Source organism: Methylocystis sp. (genome assembly GCF_046349115.1).
GTDB lineage: Bacteria > Pseudomonadota > Alphaproteobacteria > Rhizobiales > Beijerinckiaceae > Methylocystis.
In genome coordinates, this window is the sequence record NZ_JAXMCX010000002.1 from 543,239 (window position 1) to 560,975 (window position 17,737).

General features: G+C 59.0%; 19 protein-coding genes. 8 read left to right on the forward strand and 11 right to left on the reverse strand.

What is annotated here, in order from left to right:
• Positions 1-75: 75 nt before the first annotated feature.
• Positions 76-267 (forward strand): hypothetical protein, encoded by a 192-nt coding sequence (locus U1E20_RS08365; RefSeq protein WP_409980133.1) that lies wholly within the window; start codon positions 76-78, stop codon positions 265-267.
• Here the strand turns inward: U1E20_RS08365 and U1E20_RS08370 are convergent.
• From U1E20_RS08370 to U1E20_RS08400, 7 genes are all read right to left on the reverse strand, one after another.
• Positions 264-485 (reverse strand): NepR family anti-sigma factor, encoded by a 222-nt coding sequence (locus U1E20_RS08370; RefSeq protein WP_409980134.1) that lies wholly within the window; start codon positions 483-485, stop codon positions 264-266. The two genes, U1E20_RS08365 and U1E20_RS08370, sit on opposite strands and share 4 nt — an antisense overlap.
• Positions 486-704: 219 nt before the next feature.
• Entirely contained in the window at positions 705-1,493 is a 789-nt protein-coding gene (locus U1E20_RS08375; RefSeq protein ID WP_409980135.1) for an energy transducer TonB, read from the reverse strand.
• Positions 1,490-1,915: a TonB system transport protein ExbD gene (gene exbD, locus U1E20_RS08380; RefSeq protein ID WP_409980136.1), complete on the reverse strand. Its 426-nt coding sequence runs from the start codon at positions 1,913-1,915 to the stop codon at positions 1,490-1,492. Before exbD ends, U1E20_RS08375 begins: the two co-directional genes overlap by 4 nt.
• 3 nt (positions 1,916-1,918) lie before the next feature.
• The gene (gene exbB, locus U1E20_RS08385; protein WP_409980137.1) at positions 1,919-2,734 is read right to left on the reverse strand and encodes a tonB-system energizer ExbB; all 816 of its coding nucleotides are present in this window, start codon (positions 2,732-2,734) and stop codon (positions 1,919-1,921) included.
• Positions 2,731-3,414, reverse strand: a complete 684-nt coding sequence (locus tag U1E20_RS08390; protein ID WP_409980138.1) for a Fe2+-dependent dioxygenase — start codon at positions 3,412-3,414, stop codon at positions 2,731-2,733. The genes exbB and U1E20_RS08390 overlap by 4 nt, the downstream gene beginning before the upstream one ends.
• A gap of 5 nt (positions 3,415-3,419) precedes the next feature.
• Positions 3,420-4,103: a Fe2+-dependent dioxygenase gene (locus U1E20_RS08395; RefSeq protein WP_409980139.1), complete on the reverse strand. Its 684-nt coding sequence runs from the start codon at positions 4,101-4,103 to the stop codon at positions 3,420-3,422.
• An 11-nt stretch (positions 4,104-4,114) separates the two neighbouring features.
• Positions 4,115-6,676: a TonB-dependent receptor gene (locus U1E20_RS08400; protein WP_409980140.1), complete on the reverse strand. Its 2,562-nt coding sequence runs from the start codon at positions 6,674-6,676 to the stop codon at positions 4,115-4,117.
• Positions 6,677-6,702: 26 nt separating this feature from the next.
• On the opposite strand from U1E20_RS08400, the gene U1E20_RS08405 reads away from it, so the two are divergent.
• The 4 genes from U1E20_RS08405 (at position 6,703) to U1E20_RS08420 (ending at position 8,816) form a co-directional block, all read left to right on the forward strand.
• Positions 6,703-7,134 (forward strand): hypothetical protein, encoded by a 432-nt coding sequence (locus U1E20_RS08405; protein ID WP_409980141.1) that lies wholly within the window; start codon positions 6,703-6,705, stop codon positions 7,132-7,134.
• A complete protein-coding gene (locus tag U1E20_RS08410) occupies positions 7,131-7,568 on the forward strand; it encodes a response regulator (RefSeq protein WP_409980142.1) in 438 nt (145 codons plus the stop codon). The genes U1E20_RS08405 and U1E20_RS08410 overlap by 4 nt, the downstream gene beginning before the upstream one ends.
• A 150-nt stretch (positions 7,569-7,718) precedes the next feature.
• On the forward strand, positions 7,719-8,147 hold the full coding sequence (locus tag U1E20_RS08415) for a group III truncated hemoglobin (RefSeq protein WP_409980143.1): 429 nt from the start codon (positions 7,719-7,721) through the stop codon (positions 8,145-8,147).
• Positions 8,148-8,339: 192 nt separating this feature from the next.
• A complete protein-coding gene (locus U1E20_RS08420) occupies positions 8,340-8,816 on the forward strand; it encodes a ferritin-like domain-containing protein (RefSeq protein ID WP_409980144.1) in 477 nt (158 codons plus the stop codon).
• Between the two features lie 79 nt (positions 8,817-8,895).
• Here U1E20_RS08420 and U1E20_RS08425 read toward each other — a convergent pair whose 3' ends face one another.
• The 4 genes from U1E20_RS08425 to U1E20_RS08440 all read right to left on the reverse strand — a co-directional run bounded on the left by U1E20_RS08425 (position 8,896) and on the right by U1E20_RS08440 (position 12,071).
• On the reverse strand, positions 8,896-9,351 hold the full coding sequence (locus U1E20_RS08425; protein ID WP_409980145.1) for a hypothetical protein: 456 nt from the start codon (positions 9,349-9,351) through the stop codon (positions 8,896-8,898).
• 67 nt (positions 9,352-9,418) lie between these two features.
• Positions 9,419-9,688, reverse strand: coding sequence for an usg protein (locus tag U1E20_RS08430; RefSeq protein ID WP_409980146.1), 270 nt, complete (start codon positions 9,686-9,688; stop codon positions 9,419-9,421).
• Between the two features lie 409 nt (positions 9,689-10,097).
• Complete coding sequence (locus tag U1E20_RS08435) at positions 10,098-10,847, reverse strand: L,D-transpeptidase (protein ID WP_409980147.1); 750 nt, start codon at positions 10,845-10,847, stop codon at positions 10,098-10,100.
• Positions 10,848-11,051: 204 nt separating this feature from the next.
• Positions 11,052-12,071 carry a hypothetical protein gene (locus U1E20_RS08440; RefSeq protein ID WP_409980148.1) on the reverse strand — a complete coding sequence of 340 codons (1,020 nt, stop codon included), beginning with the start codon at positions 12,069-12,071 and terminating at the stop codon, positions 11,052-11,054.
• A gap of 422 nt (positions 12,072-12,493) precedes the next feature.
• Between U1E20_RS08440 and U1E20_RS08445 the strand changes: the two genes are divergently transcribed.
• The 3 genes from U1E20_RS08445 (at position 12,494) to U1E20_RS08455 (ending at position 17,735) form a co-directional block, all read left to right on the forward strand.
• Positions 12,494-12,682 carry a hypothetical protein gene (locus U1E20_RS08445; RefSeq protein ID WP_409980149.1) on the forward strand — a complete coding sequence of 63 codons (189 nt, stop codon included), beginning with the start codon at positions 12,494-12,496 and terminating at the stop codon, positions 12,680-12,682.
• A 515-nt stretch (positions 12,683-13,197) separates the two neighbouring features.
• On the forward strand, positions 13,198-16,527 hold the full coding sequence (locus U1E20_RS08450; protein ID WP_409980150.1) for an efflux RND transporter permease subunit: 3,330 nt from the start codon (positions 13,198-13,200) through the stop codon (positions 16,525-16,527).
• A complete protein-coding gene (locus tag U1E20_RS08455; protein ID WP_409980151.1) occupies positions 16,527-17,735 on the forward strand; it encodes an efflux RND transporter periplasmic adaptor subunit in 1,209 nt (402 codons plus the stop codon). Before U1E20_RS08450 ends, U1E20_RS08455 begins: the two co-directional genes overlap by 1 nt.
• Positions 17,736-17,737: the final 2 nt, after the last annotated feature.

Below are 17,737 nucleotides of genomic sequence, written 5' to 3' on the forward strand. Positions count from 1 at the left end.
CGCCTTCTCCAGCAAGGCGGCGCGCGATGAGCTTTCAGCTTGGCGGTCGCTCTTTAAGCAGGAAGCACGCTCGCCATGACAATCGCTTCTTTGAAACGCGACTCGATACAAGCCAAGAAAACGTTGCTTCGACGTTCGCTGAGCGCGGCGCTCGGAAAGCGCTTGTCTTTGCTCTATCTCGATTTGATCATGAAGCCGGTCCCAGAGGACCTTAAAGACCTGCTGTTAAAATTGGACTTTGACGATCGCCCGAAAAAGACGGGTTAAGTCGAGCGCTGCCCTTGCTTGTTCACCGCTGTGTTCAGCTGCTCCAGTAGCGCGAGCATGTCAGCGGGCAGCGGTTCCGAAGCAACGTCGGAGAATTGCCGTCGCAGCTGATCGCCAAGCCGCATGGTAGTTCGCTCCAAGTCGAGCCCCTCGCGCTGCACTCGATTTCCTCTCGTTGCCGGCTGGTTGCGGATCGCGCAGTTTTCATGCGGCGACATGTGCGGCCCTCCCCATGGCTTGTTGGATCGGCGGTGTAAAATTCAGTTCCGACAATGCTCCAAATTTTTTAACAAACAGAAAAGCTTGGCGGCAAAAAGCTCTGTGGAGAACTCGCACGCTTCTCCCGAACGCCGCATGTTCGATCGACCGTCCGCGGCATTGGTCGCCAACATTCAAGCGAGATGCTCGCGTCGCGAGAGGACCGTGCGATGCGAGCGTTATTTTCCACCGACCCGAAACTGCACTGGCACTTCGAATGTCAGCCCTTCGTCGGCGATCACCGGCGGCGGCGGCGGCACCGGATCGGCGCGCTTCATCATCGCGAGCGCGGCGTCGTCAAACGCCGGATGTCCAGCCGAACGCTTGATGTTGCAGCTGACGACATGGCCATGCCGGTCGAGCGTGAAGGAGACGCTTGCTTCAGCGGAGCGACGGCCGCCTCCAGCCGGATAACGCTTGTGGCGGTTGAGATGCGAGAGCAGAGCCTTTTGCCAGGTGAGCTTGATGGCGTTCGCTCTGACATCCGCGCCCTGCATCGGCGACGTCGGCCTGTCGGAAACCTGTTCGACGTCTGACTTGGGCGGCGCCGTGGCTTCGGAGGGCGCCGATTCAGCTGAAACCACCGGCTGCGCCTGAATCTTCTTTTCCTCTTCGACCGGCTTATCCGGCGTGGTGTTGTGCGTGAGTTCAGCCTCTTCGGCTTCGGTTCGCGCGATCTGCTCTTCCTTCGCCTCCTTCGCTTCGGAGGCGGCGGCGGAGGGCGCCGCGGCGGCCGCTTCGTCAGCGACCGGTCCGGGCGGCAGATCGGCGGCTTCGACATCGCGCGCCGCAGCCGGCTCGAGCGATATCTCGATCGCCGGCGCGCCGGACGCTTCCTCGTCGTCGCCCTGCAAGTTTAGGAATGCGGCGACGGCTCCTCCGACATGCAGAAGCACGGCGAAAGTGACGGCGACGCTCCACAGCCTGCCGTTCGACTGCGGATTTTGGAGTGCGGCGGCGGCGCTCATTGCGCGCTGGGCTCCCTGCCGCCGGCATCGAGCGCGACGAGAGCGACCCGCAAATAGCCGCCGGCGCGCAGACTCTCCAGCACCGCCATCATCTCGCCATATGGCACGCTGGCGTCCGCGCGCAAAAAGATGCGTTTTGACTTGTCGTGAAGATGCGTATCGAGCGCCGACACCAGATCCTTTCGCTTGACCGGCGTCTCGCCCAGCGCCAGCGCGAGATCGCTCTGGATCGTCACATAGACCGGCTTGTCCGGCTTTTCGTGGGGCGCGGCGTTGGAGGCCGGCAGATCGACGGGAAGATCGACCGTGGCGAGCGGCGCCGCCACCATGAAGATGATGAGCAGCACGAGTATCACGTCAATGAACGGCGTGACGTTGATCTCGTGGGTTTCTTCAAGATCGCTTTTGAGATGAACGGCCATGCGCTACTCCGCCGCGTGAATCTTGCTCGAGGCGGCGGCATGTCCGGCGCGATCAAGATCGCGCGAAACGATGCGGAGCAGTTCGCCGGAGAGATTCGAGACGAGTTCGAGATAGGCGGAGGCCTGCCGCGCCAGATGATTGTAGATCAGCACCGCCGGGATGGCGGCGAAGAGACCGATCGCCGTGGCCAGAAGCGCTTCGGCGATGCCCGGCGCGACGACCGCGAGATTGGTCGTCTGGGCTTTGGAAATGCCGATGAAACTGTTCATGATGCCCCAGACCGTGCCGAAGAGACCGATGAAGGGCGCGGTCGAACCGACCGAAGCCAGCAGTCCGGTGCCGCGTTTGATGGCGAGCGCCTGGGCACGCTCGATTTCTCCATAGCAGCCCGCGATGCGCTCCTTGACGCCGGGCAATGAGAGAATATCGGATGACAGTTTCATTTCGCGCGTCGCTTCGGCGAGCAGCGATTGCGTGAGACGGTCGCCGCCGCCAAGCGCCAACCGCGCCTCGGCGAGTCCGCGCGCGTCGGTCAGGCGGTTGATCGCCGTCAGCACGCGCTCCCGCGCGCGCTTCAATTCGATCGATTTGGCGATGAGGATCGTCCATGTCGCAACGGAGGCCAGCAACAGACCGATCATCACGAACTTCACGACGATGTCGGCGTTGACGAACATCGTCCAAACGGAAAGATCGTGGGGCTTGTTGGCGGCGATCGCTGCGTCAAGCGCCGCATGCGACGCCTGCGCGACCGCCCCGCTTTGCGCAAGGAGAAGCGCGGTGATTGTGATCGTGATGAATTGCAGAACTCTTTTCATGCTTCGGCCCATGTGCGGATGAGATTGTGATAGACGCCGGAGAGTTTGACGCAGGCGGGATCGCCGGCGCCGAGCCGCGTGGTCAGCGACTGAATGGCTTGGTCAAGATCGAAGAGCAAAGCGCGCGCCACATTGTCTCGAATCATGCTCTGCAGCCAAAAAAACGACGCGACGCGCTCGCCGCGCGTCACGCCCCGGACGAGATGAAGGCTCGTCGACGGATAAAGCACCAGATCGCCGGCGGGAAGCTTCACTTCCTGCTGTCCGACCCGATCCTCGATCACGAGTTCGCCGCCGTCATATTCTTCCGCTTCCGAGAGGAACAGCGTGCATGATAGGTCGGTGCGAATGCGAATAGGCGTTCCGGGAATGCCGCGGATCGCGTTATCGACGTGCAATCCAAAATCATGACCGACGCCATAACGATTGAAGAGCGGCGGGAAAATCCTGTGGGGCAGCGCCGCCGAGACGAACATCGGCGACTGCGCAAGCGCCTCGAGCACATGCTCGCCAAGTTCGCGCGCGACTTCGCCGCTCTGCGGCAATTGAAGATTGTTCTTCACCAAGGAAGATTGAGAGCCGGCGGTCGCGCGGCCGTCTTCCCACGGCGCGTTGTCCATCGCCGCGCGAAAAAAGGCGACCTGCTGTTTGGAAAGAACTTCCGGAATGCAAACAAGCATCAGCGTTACGCTTCTCCCCAATAGCGGATTAGATTGTGGTAGACGGTCACAAGCCTGCGCAGATCCGGATCATCCGCCCCGACGCGCGGCGCGAGCTCCTGAATCGACTCATCGAGATCGCAAATGAAGCTGCGCGCCTCATCGGCGCGGATCATGCTTTGCAGCCACATGAACGAGGCGAGACGTTGGCCGCTCGTCACGGGCGTCACCATATGCAGGCTGCCGGCCGAATAGAGGATCAGATCGCCCGCCGGCGGCTTGAACCGCCTTGAGCCGTAGATGTCTTCGACGATCAGTTCGCCGCCTTCATATTCATCGGGTTCGGAGAGCAGCAAGGTCGCCGCGAGATCGACGCGAATGCGTACGCCGGTCATCGCGTCGCCGCGTATCGAATTGTCGACATGCGGATCGAAATGGTCGCCGACGCCATAGCGATTGAACAGCGGCGGATAGATGTGCAGCGGAACTGCCGCGGAAATGAAGGCGGGATTGGCAAGCAGCGACGACAGCAGCCGCTTGCCGAGCGCCCGCGAAAGCTCGGAATCAGGCGCGAGCTGCTGATTGCGCTTCAGATCGCCGGCGTTCGCGCCGGCGGTCGAGGTGCCGTCTTCCCAGGGCGCCTGCGCCATCGCCTGGCGCAGAACGTCGATTTCCTTTCTCTCGAGCGCGCCCCTGATGTGAGCAAGCATTGATGCGGCTCCTAGAACAGGACGCGCGTTTCGAGATAGACGGAGCGGCCGGGCGCCATTTGCGCGAAGGGCGCCGAGGACTGATAGAAGGCGTCGTAAAAAGTCCGGTTAAAGAGATTGTTGACGGAGAATTTCATGGTGATGTTCTCGCCAATCTTGCTCTCCGCAAAAACATCGAAACGCCAGTAAGAAGGCAGCTCCGTCGGAACGTTCAAGATGGTGTTAGCGGCTGTCGGCCAGCCATAGGCACTGAACGACGGAGACCCATTGGCGACGAGGTTGCTGCCGCCGTAGACTTTCGAGCGATAGATCGACTGGCCGCCGATTTCGAGCATGTCCGGCGCAAGCCCAAGCAGTTCGCCAGCCTTATACTTCGAGAGCAGGCTGAAGGACTGATGCGCGATATTGGCGAGTGGCAGGCCGATGTTCGTTCGCACATAGGAACTCGTCACTTGCGATTCCATCAGCACGATGCCGCCAAGGATCATCCATTTGTCGGTGATATTGCCGGCCGCTTCGAGGTCGATGCCATCGACGAAATAGGATGCGTTGCCGGTGGTCACGCCGGAATTCACTTCTCTTGCGCCGGTCACGTCGGTCCGGAAGAAAGCGGCCGTGGCGAGCAGATGCCGGTCGAACAGCTCCCATTTCAGGCCAACCTCTCCCGCATAGTTCATTTGAGGCGGAAAAATCTGCGCCGCCGAATTCAAGCCGCCGTAATTCGCCGCGCTGCCGTCAAGCTCGGCGCCGACAGGCGTCGACGAGGTGGCGTAAGCGGCATAGGCGCTGACGTTCGGCAGCGGTTTGAAGACGACTCCGGCGTTGTAGTTCACCATCGTCGAGTGGCTTCGAGCAAAAGTCGGCTGGAGAACGCCGCCCGAGACCGTGTAACCCGTCTCGCTGCGGCTAGTGATATTGTAATCGTCGGCGCGCACGCCGCCATTGACCAATACGACATCCTGATAATTCGCCGTTTCGATCAGATAACCAGACTTCGTATCAACTGCTATCCGCACCGGATCGTTTGAGAGATAGCGCTGACCCGGGAAGGCCAGATAGGTCGGCGGAAGAAATAGATTTCCGACAATCCTATTGCTGTTGGGGTTCGCGCTGAAGACTTCCGATTGCAACCCCGTGTAAGTGTAGCGCGTGACGCCTTCCCGCGCGAATTCGACGCCGGCGACGAGGGCGTGCTTGACCGGCCCGGTTTCGAACTTGATCGTTGCTTCGGTCTGCTCGTCGAAAACAGCCGTCGACTGATGGCGGCTTTGAGGATTGAGGTTCAATGTGGCGTTAAAAACGCCCGGGAAGAACAGGCTCGGACTCTCAGGGAGCGTGCCGATATAATCGAGCATCGAGCGTCCCTGCCGCAGGCGGCTGTTGAGCGTCAAATTTTCGTTATAGCGATATTCGGCCGTATAGGTGCCAAAATTCTGCAACGCCGATTGTTTGTCGCGGTCGAGGAACCCATACCATGTGTAACGCGGCACCAAACCCTCCGTGAACGGACGGTTCCAGATGCGATTGTAAGGCACGCCAAAATCCGGCAGGCCATTTAGATAGACATGCGTATATTCGGCTGTCAGCTTCAAGTTTTCGACTGGCTTGAAGACGACCGAGCTTGACACGCCATTGCGATCATCGGTGACGTAGCTGCGTCCTGCGACATTCGAGCCTTGATAAAGAGCGTTGACGCGCACTGCGAGGATCGGGCTGATCGCCTTGTTGACGTCGAGCGTCACGCGCTTCATGTGGTCGGAGAAACCGCCGATCGCCTTAAGGTCGGTGAAATCGCGATCGCCAGCTTGTTTCGTCACAATGTTGATCGCGCCGCCGGCGGTGCCGCGTCCGGCGAATGTCGAACCCGGACCACGCAGAATCTCGACCTGCTCGGTATAGAAGTTTTCGCGAATGCTGACGCCCGGATCGCGAATGCCATCGACGAAAATATCGTTGCGGACGTCGAAGCCGCGAATGAAGAAACGGTCGCCAAAGGCGTTGCCGCCTTCGCCCGTGCCGAGCGTCACGCCCGCCGTGCTGCGGCCGATTTCCCGCAAAGAGAAGGCGTTCTTATCGTCGAGCACTTCCTTGGTCAGCACGGTGATCGTGCGCGGCGTGTTGAGCACGGGCTCGGTGAATTTCGTCGAGGACAGGCGATCGACCTTATAGGGCGCGGCCGGATCGGCGTAAGGATTGGCGTTCGGCGCCGTGGCGAGGATCGGCAGGCCGCCGACGCCCGCCCCCTGGCCGCCCCCGCCCGATGCGCCCGGCGCGCCTTGGCGCTGACCCGCGGCCTGGGAATTGGCGGTCGCGTGACGCGCGGCATGCGATTGAGCGGCGGCGATGGGCTTGGGTTTCGCCGGCGCCATCACGCGCGGCTTTTCGTGAGGCGCATCGATTTTCACCGGCGGCAGCGTGGTCGAAGCGGATTGGGCCAACGCCGAAGCGCTCACGCTCGACGCGAGCGCAGCGGCGACGCCCAGCGCCTTTACCGCTCCAAAATCGGCGCTACGGCTACGCGGAAGCGACTGAGTCAGCATTCTTAGAGAAATTGGAGATTTAACGTCGCTCATCGGGAACCGCCAGGGGGAGTTGTGCGTTGTCACTCTTCGCGCTGCCGCGAATTTTGACTGAAGCTAAATTTGGCGGTCCACCCGGTCAATCAAAGAAACACCTCAATGGAAGCATTTTAAACTGTATAGATTCAGACTCATACAGTAATTTTTTTTTGACAATTGTTGCCTTATTGCCACAGATAGTTTGGAAACGTTTTAATTCCAAAGTATGGCGCTTGCTTCACGTAGACAATTTCAGCGCTGTTAGACGCGCAAAAGCCTCACCGAACCTGAAACACAACGCGATGCGCGCGACGCTCGCCACAAACGTTCCGCAAGATCACGCGATGCGGCGCAGGAGCGATCGACAGGCGTTCGCCGCACGCCGGCCGCCAATGCCGGCCGAAACCTCGCCAATTTGGCATGTGCCTTGCTTTGTAACTGAGTTGGTCAATCCTCAAGCTGAGCTGTCATGAAGATCGGCATAGAGAGGGCGAGAGTCATCGGAAGCCGGCGCGTCTTCGTTGTCGACGATAATGAGAATCTTCGCGCAGCGATTCAATTCATGCTCCGCGATGGATATGAGGCGCATGAAATGGTCAGCGCGACCAGCGCGCTGACCGTAGCCAAGCAGATAAAGCCGGACCTGCTGGTCCTTGCCGAGGGAGTCATACGCGTCAATGGCCCGGATCTGATCCAGGAGTTTCTGGCGCGCGCCCCCGAAGCGAAGATTCTCATCGTCGTCGATCAGGTTTCGAGCGGCTTCGGCCAGATATGCATCGCCGCCGGCGCGCATGATTTCCTGGCGAAGCCGCCGCGAGCGGAACTCGTTCGCGACAAAGTCGAGGCTCTGCTAGGCGCCAAGAAAAAGGCGGCCGACGCTTCACTGAAGGTTGCGAACATGGGTTAAATCGGCTTGCCTGCTTTTGGTCTGCTTCATCCAAAGGCAAATTGATCGATTGATCCCAAAGTGTAGAGCGTGTGTCAGGCAACCTCGCCTTAAATGCAGCCTGATCCGCCGCCATTTCTGAGCGCACAACATTCGCCGCAGGAGGAACAGATGGAGCCCGCCGCTTTCCCGCCGATAGAGGACAGCGCCGAACGCGCGAGAGTGGAGGTCGCGATCGACGATTGCGTGCGCCGCTTCTATGCCAAGGGCGTCAAGGACACCCTGCTGGGGCCGGTCTTTTCAGCGATAGACGATCTGGATCATCATATGGGAATTGTCGCGAATTTCTGGTCCAAATCCTTGCTCGGCACGGAGCGCTACCAGGGCCTGCCCTTCGCCGTTCATATCAATTTGCCGATCGAGCCCGAGCATTTTGCCCGCTGGCTCGAACTCTTCACGGAAAGCGCCAATGAAGCGCTGCCGAAAACGCAGGCCGAGCAGGCGATCGCGAAAGCCGCGCATATGACCCAATGTTTTCAGGCAGGGCTATTTCCCTTCGTCGACGCCGACGGCAAGCCTTCGCGCGTTCCCGCCCAGTAGCGCAGCTTCCGCCGCAAGATAGCGGTTCATAGCCGCTGATCGATGCCGGCGGCCCGCCCTGTTGCCAGCATTGGCGCCCAACGGGTTGGCGAAGTCGGCCGGCGCGGCTATGAAGAAATGCGAGCGCCGCGTGAGCCTTGGCGGATTATCGCCAGAGACGCGGGAGACAAAGCCGGGCTGGGAGACGCGAATATGGAGTCGGTCGAGGAGTTTCTCGCCTACGCCATCAGATTGGAGCAGGACGCCGCGGAGCGGTTCGGACAGCTTGCCGATGCGATGGAATCCTCTGGCAACCGGGAAGTCGGCAAGCTTTTTCGGCAATTGGCGGACTATTCGCGTCTGCATCTCGATGACGCCCGCGCGCGGGCCGGATTTCGAAAAATGCCTGTAAAGGCGCCCACGGATTTTGTCTGGCCCGATATTGAAAGCCCTGAAACCGCGGCGATCTGGGCCGCCGACCCGTTCCTGGGTCGCGGACAGGCGCTGGAAATCGCGCTCGACGCCGAGCGCGCCGGCTTGGAATATTACAAGCAAGTGTTCGAGACGACGCAGGATCCCGAGATCAAAACCCTCGCCAAGGAATTTGTGCAGGAAGAGCGGGCCCATGTCGCCGAACTGCAAAGATGGATCGCGGCGCACCACAAGGGTTTGAAAGCGCCGGCTGAATAGCTGGTCGCTGCCCGCGACTTCGGGACCGTGACAAAAATCGCGATGAGCGTTTGTCCGCCGCGAGACGCGCCGCCCGTTCTCAGCAGGCCCCCGCGTCGATCGAAACGTCGGCGATCGTCTTGCCCTCATTGTCCTTGAGAGAATATCTGATGATCGCGCCGCTCGCGCGGCGCTCCGGCATCGTCAAACAGACGCGCTCCTGCAGCTGCGCTTTCAATTGAGCGAGCTTCTCCGGGCTGGCGACCAGAGTCCGGGCCGCTTCGTCATCGACGATCGTATAATTGTAATTGAAGGCGTTGCCCGGACCTGCCGTAGTGTTGTCCAGACGAACGCCCTCGCTGACCATTTCGGGAAGGGTCGCGTTCACCTCGGCCGCCTCACGCTCCAAGGTCAGCGAGAGAGGTTCGGGCTCCTCATCGAGGGAAAGAACCTCGCGGGTGTGCCGCGCCAGAAGGAAAGCCGCCGCCACGACGGCGATCACGACGGCCGCCTCGAAGGCCCCCATCCAAGATTTTGCGTCCCGCTCGTCGGTCACGGCATGCCTCGCTTTGAATCCGCGGCGATTTTGTCTCGCCGCAGCTCGTTTCGCAAGGCGGTCGAGGTCAATGCACTTTGAACTCGCCGTCGAGGAGCTTCATCTCAGCAGGTTGGATGAGGTTTGAATGCGCGACGATGACCGAATGGAGCGGTCCATCGAGGCTGCGCATCCAGAATTTGAGAAATTTGCGCAGCTCGGGAAAGTCCGGGTGGAGATCATATTCCTGCCAGACATAGGATTGGATGATCTTTGGATAATCGGGCAGACGATAGAGGATATTCGCCGTCGTCAGGCCGTAGCCTTCGAGCTGCAGACGGAAGCCGCTGGACGCCATTGCCTACTCCTCGGCGGTGCAATTCTCTCCAGATTAGGAGCAAATTTTCCGAGGGCAAGCGCTCTGAACGACAGAGCCATTCAAAAACAATGTGCTAGCAGCAGATGAGTCCGAGCGCCAAATTCTTGCGGGCCCCGTGCTGCGCGCTCGCCGCCGGCGCCGTTCAATACGGCTCGAAGCCGCCCGAATTCGGATCGCAGGCCTGACGTCAAACGGACTTCGCCAGATCCTTCGCCTATCGTCGCACGGGGACGACGACACAATGATCCGCCCGCCGCGAGCGACGCCCATAAAGACTTCACGATCGACGCGAAATTTCTTTCCGAACGCCGCATGAGACAGACGCATTGCAGACGCCACGCGCCCTTGCGCCCGCCTGCAACAATGCGCTGCGCACCTTGCTACAAGCTCACCGGCGCGCGACATTGGCGGGGAGAACCACAACACGGGTTCCGACAGCCGCCTTCTGATAAAGATCCATCGCGTCCTGATTGATCATGCGGATACAGCCCGACGACTGGCTTTTTCCGATCGTCCACGGCTCATTGGTGCCGTGGATTCGAAAGAGCGTGTCCTTATCGCCTTGCCAGAGATACATCGCGCGAGCGCCGAGCGGATTGCCAGGACCGCCATGCATCCCGAGCCCGCTTTGCAGCTCGACCAGCTGGTGCTTGAGGTCCGGTCTGCGCTCGACCATTTCCTTAGGCGGATACCAGTCAGGCCATTCCTGCTTGCTCCTGATCGTCGCTTCGCCCGTCCAGGCGAATCCCTCGCGCCCGACTCCGATGCCATAACGCGTGGCGCGACCGCCCGCCTCGACATAATAAAGATAATGCTTGGCCGGATCGACGACGATTGTTCCGGGAGCTTCCTTGGTCGAATAGGCGACGCTCTTGCGAAGGAAGGCGGCGTCGACCTGGCCCGGTTTGAGCGCGGGAACATTAAAGCCCGCGTCTTTCATCTGGGCGTAAAAATCGCCGCCCTGGACGGCGATTGCGTCCACTGGTCCCACCTGCTCGACAGCATCAGCGGGAGGCGGAGGCGCGACGGCGGCGGCGTCGAACGTCGGAGACGTTTGCGTGGTGGCGCATCCGGCAAGGCACGCGCTCGCCGACGCAATAGCAAATGCACCCAAAACATGACGGATAATGAGAGACATAGGCGGCGACCGTCCTCGACCGGATATGGCGACTATAGCTAAATCCGGGCCAGGAACCAATTCGTCCCCGCAGTAAACGCGGCTATCGTGAAATGGCTTCAGCGCAGAGCGGCTGAGCTAACCCTCAATCAACGCCTGAAGCTTCACAGCTATTCGCGGGAAAAGCCAGGCCCGCCGCCAGCCGACTCTCGCCTTCTCGGGCGATCATTGACGCAAAGCGTCCCTCACCGCGGAACCGATCTGCATCGAGAGGTCGCGATTGATCATTGATTGCGACGGTCGAACCGACCCGACGGGCAAGTAATGCACCCAGTCGCCCTGCTCTTTTCTCGCGATCATAGTTTCCGTATCGGGCGAGCCGAGCGTGATGCTCAACTCGAAGGCGTCTTTGCGCCTGGCGGCAAACAACGGCGCCGTTGAACTCGATATGCGGACAAGGTTCCATGCTGGCGTCGCATTCGCCGAGAATTCGATGATGAAAGACACATCATGCGAAAAGGTCTTTATCGGATTATCCTTGGAATATCCCAAATCCCTTATGTACCGTTTGGGACATTCAGATTCTTCACTTTCCGCGCCGATGTCGTAACCGAGAATCGGAACGACGGGCGACTGCCGCGCCGGGACGCCAATGAAAGCGCAGCGCTTTATCGGCTCCAGCACGTCGTCGAGCCAATCCCGCAGCTTCAGATCGCCGCCGATCGTGAAGCCGCCAATGTGGTAGCAGCCTTCTCCTGGCGGATCTCGCTCGGCTCTGGCCCAATAATCCTTATTGAACGGATAGAAGAATTCTACGTCCTCCACCCGGACCGCATCAGCCGACACCCCCGCGCCGAGACTGAAGTCATAGCCCTGCGGCGCGTTCCTCGGCAATGTCATCGTCTGATCCTCGAAGATGTCGGGCGCATGCCAGACATGTGCGAGGGGAAGATTTGGCGTGTGAAAGGTGACGCCCGGATTGAAAGAGCCCATCGTGTCAAAAGTGAATTTGAAATGCATGAGCGAGGACCAATGCCTGAGCCAGTCCAAGCGATCGCCAAATTTTGAATCATTTACCTGTTCGTAGACGGCTTTTCGTATCTCGCACTGAACGCCGCGAACGACAGCGTAAAACAATGCCTTTTTGTTGGGATGGCCGAGCAGGCCTTGCGCCTCGATGGGAAGGCAGCACGCAACGCCAGACGCAGCGATGCTCATGGCGACCAGAACAGAGATGGGTCTCATCAGTTTTTTGTAACGTTCAAACATGGTCGGTACTGCAAAAGAACTGCAAACGCGGGACAACGCGTCCTAAAATATCAAGTCTTATGATCACTTATCGCCGCGAGTCGCAACTCGCCAAGTCAATGGCCGATTTCTTTTCTCTGAGGCTGTGACTTTGAGGCCACCACGCGCACTCGCCGATCGGCCGGCGTCCAGCTCTCGCCGGAGCACGCCGCCGCGCGGCATCGGCTTGTCTTGCAGCCACAAAGTAAGTTGCGGCCCGAACCCATTTTTTGCATCGCGCCACATATGTGGCTGCGGCGCGGGCCCTTGGTTTCTGAAATCAACAAATCAGAAAAGATACAGTCATACTGCGCTGCAGCGCAGCCACTATCCTATGAGGAAATGAGCAATCGGTAATTAGCTGGGACGGAGGCCGATCCATGAAGACGGTGTTGGTCATTGCATATCTGCTGGGCGGTCAGGTCATCGACACGGAAACGCTTGATGCGGCCGATATGGACGCATGCAAAATGACCAAGCAAATGGCGCTCGCGGAAAAAACGCCGGTCACGACGCGATATGGCGCGAACGTGAAAATTTCAGCGGAATGCAAGCAGTCTCCGGTTTAGCCGAGTTAAGCGCCGATCATTCGAAGCTGCAATCTTCGTCGAAGGAATTCGGCCGCCCTTTCCCACCATGCCAAGCATAGAGGCGCGCAGCCGCCGCCGCTCGGATGCTTGAGCGGACGCGGCCGCAAGCCCCTACGCGAGCGGCGAGCCCGGCCACGCGACAATCCGCGCCCAGATTCTCACGAGCCCCGCCCTTCGATGCGCCAATCCGCCGCGGCCGGATCGCATTGGCGCATCAAACGCGACTACCCGATCTCTCCGGCACGACATATATTTCGTCAAGCAACTGGACCGTTTCGGCCCCATCGAGGGCGATAGCGACGCGGTAGAACTCGACGCGCCAGCGGATGGAACGAGAATTTGGCTTGTCGGACGGTTCTCTCCAGGATTTGGCAGGCTACCGATGACATGAAAAAACTTCCGAGCATACAAATTCCAGAAACATCGTTTCACGATATTCGGGTTATAGCCCTGCTCAATATCTATGCCGGTTCGACGCTCGACGGAGTTGCGCAGTGAATGGTGTTGTCGTTATCGCTCTGAGACGTCCCTATACGTTCGTGGTTCTTTCGATCTGCATCGTTCTGTTCGGGATAATGGCGATATTTAAAACGCCGACAGACGTCTTTCCAAATATCAAAATTCCGGTCGTGGCCGTTGTTTGGTCCTATGCAGGACTCCTCCCGAAGGAAGTGTCAGGTCGCATCACTTACTATTATGAACGCGCTTTGACGTCGAATGTGGAAGGCATCGAACACCTCGAAAGCCAGTCCTATTACGGCAGCAGCATCACCAAGATTTTTCTCCAACCGGGCATCGACCTCGCCGCCGCGGAGGCCGATATCGACTCAATTTCCCAGACGGTGACAAAGGCGCTGCCGCCGGACATTTCGCCGCCGATGGTGATGAGATTGGAAGCGTCGTCGGTGCCGGTCGCGATGGTGAAGGTCACCGCCGAGAATCTTACCCCGGCCGATCTCTACAATCTGGCAAAAAACAAAATCAGGCCGTTTCTGGTCATGATCCCGGGGGCGATTCTGCCGCATCCCTATGGCGGCCAGGACAAGCAGCTGCTGGTGTCTCTTGATCAGCAAAAGCTCCTGGCGCGGCATTTGACCGCGACCGACGTTCATAATGCGCTCGGCAATCAGAGCATCGTGCTGCCGGCGGGCGACATGAAGCTGCACGCGACGGATTGGCTGGTGCAGACCAATGCGACGCCGATGCAGGTGGAAGATTTCAACAACATCCCGATCAAGCGTGTCGGAAACGCCACTGTCTACATGCGCGATGTCGCCGACGTGCGCCTCGGCGGGCCGCCGCAGATCAACGCGGTTCTAGTCGACGGCAAACAATCCGTGTTGATTGTCGTCATGAAGAGCGGCGAGGCGTCGACGCTTGATGTCGTGGAAGGGATCAGAAAAGCGATCCCGCGCATCGAGGAAATCGCGCCCCCTGGCGTCAAAGTCGAACTGCTGAACGACGCTTCGGTTTTCGTCAAGGATTCGATCAAGGACGTGTTGCGCGAAATGGCGCTCGCCTCCGCGCTGACCGGCCTTGTCGTCCTGTTGTTTCTTGGATCCTGGCGCGCCACGGTGATCATCGCGACGTCGATTCCGCTGTCGATTTTGAGCGCCATCATCGGCCTGCATTGGATGGGTCAGACGATCAATGTCATGACACTCGGCGGATTGGCGCTCGCCGTCGGCATATTGGTCGACGACGCCACGGTGATGATCGAGAATATCGACACCCATATCGAGATGGGGAAGCCGCTCGAAACGGCGATCATCGACGCGGCCAATCAGATCGTCATCCCGACCTTTGTGTCGACGGCCTGTATCATCATCGTCTGGTTTCCCCTGTTCGAACTGACTGGCGTCTCCGGCTGGCTCTTCACGCCCATGGCCGAGGCGGTGATGTTCGCGATGATCGCCTCCTTCATTCTGTCGCGCACATTGGTGCCGACAATGGCGAAATATCTTCTTGTCGACCATGGCGCGCCGCATTCCGCCGATGCCGGCCGCGAAGACAAGGATGATCTCGTCTTGGCGCTGGCCGGCCAGAGAAAGTTTCCGACCGCGGCGGAAATCGAAGCTCTCGCCAATAGGGACGCGGAACTGAGCGCTCTAGCGGGGGATGGGGGCTTGTCTCACTTTGCGGTTCCTCTCCCTGAGGTGGATCAGCGGTTGCATGAGCACAAAGGATTCTTGGGGCGAATTCAGGAAGGCTTCGAACGCGGATTCCAAAGGATGCGCGAGCGCTACTCCGAGCGACTCCGCAGCACGCTGCAAAATCGCCGTCGGTTCGTCGCCATATTCCTCGCCGCCGCGGTGGCGTCGGCTGGATTGTTCTTCACCAATGGCCAGGAGTTTTTTCCAGAGATCAAATCCGGCACGCTGCAGATGCATGTGCGCCTGCCGCTTGGAACGCGCATCGAGGTGACGGGACGCATCGCGTCTTTGATCTCGGAGGACATCAAACGGCTCCTGCCCGATCAGGTCGAAGGCATCGTCAGCAACTGCGGCCTTCCGGTCGGCCCGCATAATCTGGCGTTTATCCCGACGCCGACGATCGGGCCGCAGGATTGCGACATGACCATTGCGTTAAAGGATGAAGTGTCGCCGGTATGGGATTTCCGACGCATTCTTCGCAAAGGTCTGAAGGAACGCTATCCTGGGACGGAATTTACGTTCCAGCCCGCCGATCTGACCGCAAAAATTCTCAATTTCGGCTCGCCTTCGCCGATCGATGTGCAGATCAATGGCGGCGAGGCCATGGAGAGCTATGAGTTTGCGCGAAAACTCGCAAGCAAGATCACCAAGATCAATGGCGCTGTCGACGTCGTGATCCAGCAAACCATGCGAACGCCGACCCTTCTCGTGGAGGGCAACAGAAGCCTCGGGCTCGGCATTCAGCTCACCGAAAAGGACATTGCCGACAATCTGCTGATGACTCTCTCGGGCAGCCAACAGGTCGACCAAGTGTTCTGGTTGGATCAGAAAAGCGGTAACTCCTATCAGATCAATGTCTATACGCCGCAATATGAGATGACGAAGGTCCAGAATTTGATGACGATTCCTGTCGACAAAGGAGATCTCGATCCCTCGGGAGCGACGTTGCAACTCCTTGGCAGCGCCGCGTCCTTGTCAGTCAAGGGAACGCCGGGCGTCGTCTCTCACGCCAATATCATGCCGCTCTTCAATATTTACGTGTCCGCTGAAACCCGCGACCTTGGCGGCGTGCTCGCCGACGTGAAGAAAGTCTCGGACGAAATGGAGAAGGAACTGCCGCGCGGCGCCGCTCTTGAGATTCGCGGACAGGCGGAAACGATGCACGCCGCCTATTTGGAGCTCGTCGGCGGCCTGCTCGCGTCGATCGTGCTGATCTATCTGCTGATCGTCGTCAATTTCCAGTCCTGGCTCGACCCTTTCATCATCATCACCGCTTTGCCCGGCGCGCTCGCCGGAATTGCGTGGTCGCTGTTCTTGACCCACACGAATATTTCGGTGCCGGCGCTGACGGGAGCAATCATGTGCATGGGAACGGCGACGGCGAATTCGATTCTTGTGGTGTCCTACGCGCGTGAGCGGCTTGAATTGCATGGCGACGCCCTGACCGCTGCATTGGAAGCGGGCTACGCCCGCATTCGTCCGGTTATCATGACGGCGTCAGCGATGATTATCGGCATGTTGCCGATGTCGATGGCCAACTCACAAAACGCGCCGCTTGGCCGCGCGGTGATTGGCGGCCTCACTGTCGCGACCTTCGCGACTCTCTTCTTCGTCCCCTGCGTTTACGCGATGGTGTACCATCGTCACTCGAACAAGACCGAGAGCCTCTGATGAAAGCGGATCTTCTGCGTATCGCAAATGTGAAGACGAACGTGCGAGGAAGACCGGCGGTTTGGGCCGCGCTGTCAGCTTTCGCGCTGTTCATCGCCTATGAATTCTATGCGCGTCATCACGCGTCGACTCTGCTGCAGCAGGAAACGCTGGAAAATGCGGTGCCCACGGTCGCGGTGGTGAACCCGAAGCCTGGATCGCCGACCGAGACAATCGTTCTTCCGGGAAACATCGAAGCTTGGTTCCAGGCGCCGATCTACGCGCAGGTCTCAGGCTATGTGAAAATGTGGTATAAGGATTACGGGGCGAAGGTGAAGAAGGGCGACATCCTCGCCGAAATCAATACGCCGACGCTCGACGCGCAATATTCTCAAGCGAAGGCTTCATTGGAAGCGCAGCGCGCTCAATATAATCTCGCCGTTGTTTCGGCGCAGCGCTGGGTCGCGTTGCGAAAGTCGCATGCAGTTTCCGAACAGTCGATCTCCGTCCAGGAAGCGAATGAGAAAAAGGCGAAGGCCGATCTCGAGGCCGCCGAACATAACGTCAATAATTTTGTCGCCCAGCTGCAATTCAAAACCATCGTCGCGCCTTACGACGGGGTCGTCACCTCGCGCAATATCAATGTCGGCGACTATATCAACAAGGAAGGCAATATTAGCGACCGCAGCGCCGTGACCAATCTGTTTTCGGTCGCGGACATCCACAAGATGCGTCTCTTCATCTCGGTTCCGGAAGCGTTCGGCCAACTATTAAAGCCCGGCCTGACCGCGAACGTCACCGTTCCGCAATTCGCCAATCGCCATTTCAAGGCCGAATTTCTCACGGTCGCCGGCGGTTTCGATCCCAATACGCGCACGGCGGTTACGGAATTCACCATCGACAATGAAGACAAGTCGCTCTGGCCAGGGTCCTACGCATCAGTTACTCTTACCGTTCCACTGGACGCCAAAAATCTGACGATTCCTTCGAGCGCGCTCGTTTTTCAAGAGCATGGCGCGCAAGTCGCGATTGTTGGAGAAGATGATCGCGTTCACTTTAAACCGATAAAAATCGTCAGGGTGCTCGACGGCAGAATTGAGATTTCGGGAGGGCTTTCAAAAACTGATCGGCTGATTAGCAATCCGAGCGCCGCATTGCTCGAGGGCGACAAGGTGCGGATCGTTCAACCGGCGAATGGCTATGAGATCAATCCGGAGGAACTCAACTGAGG

Excerpts from the sequence above, each read along its gene's own strand:
- U1E20_RS08375 (WP_409980135.1), bottom strand. The coding sequence starts at position 1,493 with ATGAGCGCCGCCGCCGCACTCCAAAATCCGCAGTCGAACGGCAGGCTG.
- U1E20_RS08390 (WP_409980138.1), bottom strand. The coding sequence starts at position 3,414 with ATGCTTGTTTGCATTCCGGAAGTTCTTTCCAAACAGCAGGTCGCCTTT.
- U1E20_RS08435 (WP_409980147.1), bottom strand. The coding sequence starts at position 10,847 with ATGTCTCTCATTATCCGTCATGTTTTGGGTGCATTTGCTATTGCGTCG.
- U1E20_RS08455 (WP_409980151.1), top strand. The coding sequence starts at position 16,527 with ATGAAAGCGGATCTTCTGCGTATCGCAAATGTGAAGACGAACGTGCGA.
- U1E20_RS08430 (WP_409980146.1), bottom strand. The coding sequence starts at position 9,688 with ATGGCGTCCAGCGGCTTCCGTCTGCAGCTCGAAGGCTACGGCCTGACG.
- exbD (WP_409980136.1), bottom strand. The coding sequence starts at position 1,915 with ATGGCCGTTCATCTCAAAAGCGATCTTGAAGAAACCCACGAGATCAAC.
- U1E20_RS08410 (WP_409980142.1), top strand. The coding sequence starts at position 7,131 with ATGAAGATCGGCATAGAGAGGGCGAGAGTCATCGGAAGCCGGCGCGTC.
- U1E20_RS08365 (WP_409980133.1), top strand. The coding sequence starts at position 76 with ATGACAATCGCTTCTTTGAAACGCGACTCGATACAAGCCAAGAAAACG.
- U1E20_RS08395 (WP_409980139.1), bottom strand. The coding sequence starts at position 4,103 with ATGCTTGCTCACATCAGGGGCGCGCTCGAGAGAAAGGAAATCGACGTT.
- U1E20_RS08400 (WP_409980140.1), bottom strand. The coding sequence starts at position 6,676 with ATGAGCGACGTTAAATCTCCAATTTCTCTAAGAATGCTGACTCAGTCG.
- U1E20_RS08370 (WP_409980134.1), bottom strand. The coding sequence starts at position 485 with ATGTCGCCGCATGAAAACTGCGCGATCCGCAACCAGCCGGCAACGAGA.
- U1E20_RS08445 (WP_409980149.1), top strand. The coding sequence starts at position 12,494 with ATGAAGACGGTGTTGGTCATTGCATATCTGCTGGGCGGTCAGGTCATC.
- U1E20_RS08420 (WP_409980144.1), top strand. The coding sequence starts at position 8,340 with ATGGAGTCGGTCGAGGAGTTTCTCGCCTACGCCATCAGATTGGAGCAG.
- exbB (WP_409980137.1), bottom strand. The coding sequence starts at position 2,734 with ATGAAAAGAGTTCTGCAATTCATCACGATCACAATCACCGCGCTTCTC.
- U1E20_RS08415 (WP_409980143.1), top strand. The coding sequence starts at position 7,719 with ATGGAGCCCGCCGCTTTCCCGCCGATAGAGGACAGCGCCGAACGCGCG.
- U1E20_RS08440 (WP_409980148.1), bottom strand. The coding sequence starts at position 12,071 with ATGAGACCCATCTCTGTTCTGGTCGCCATGAGCATCGCTGCGTCTGGC.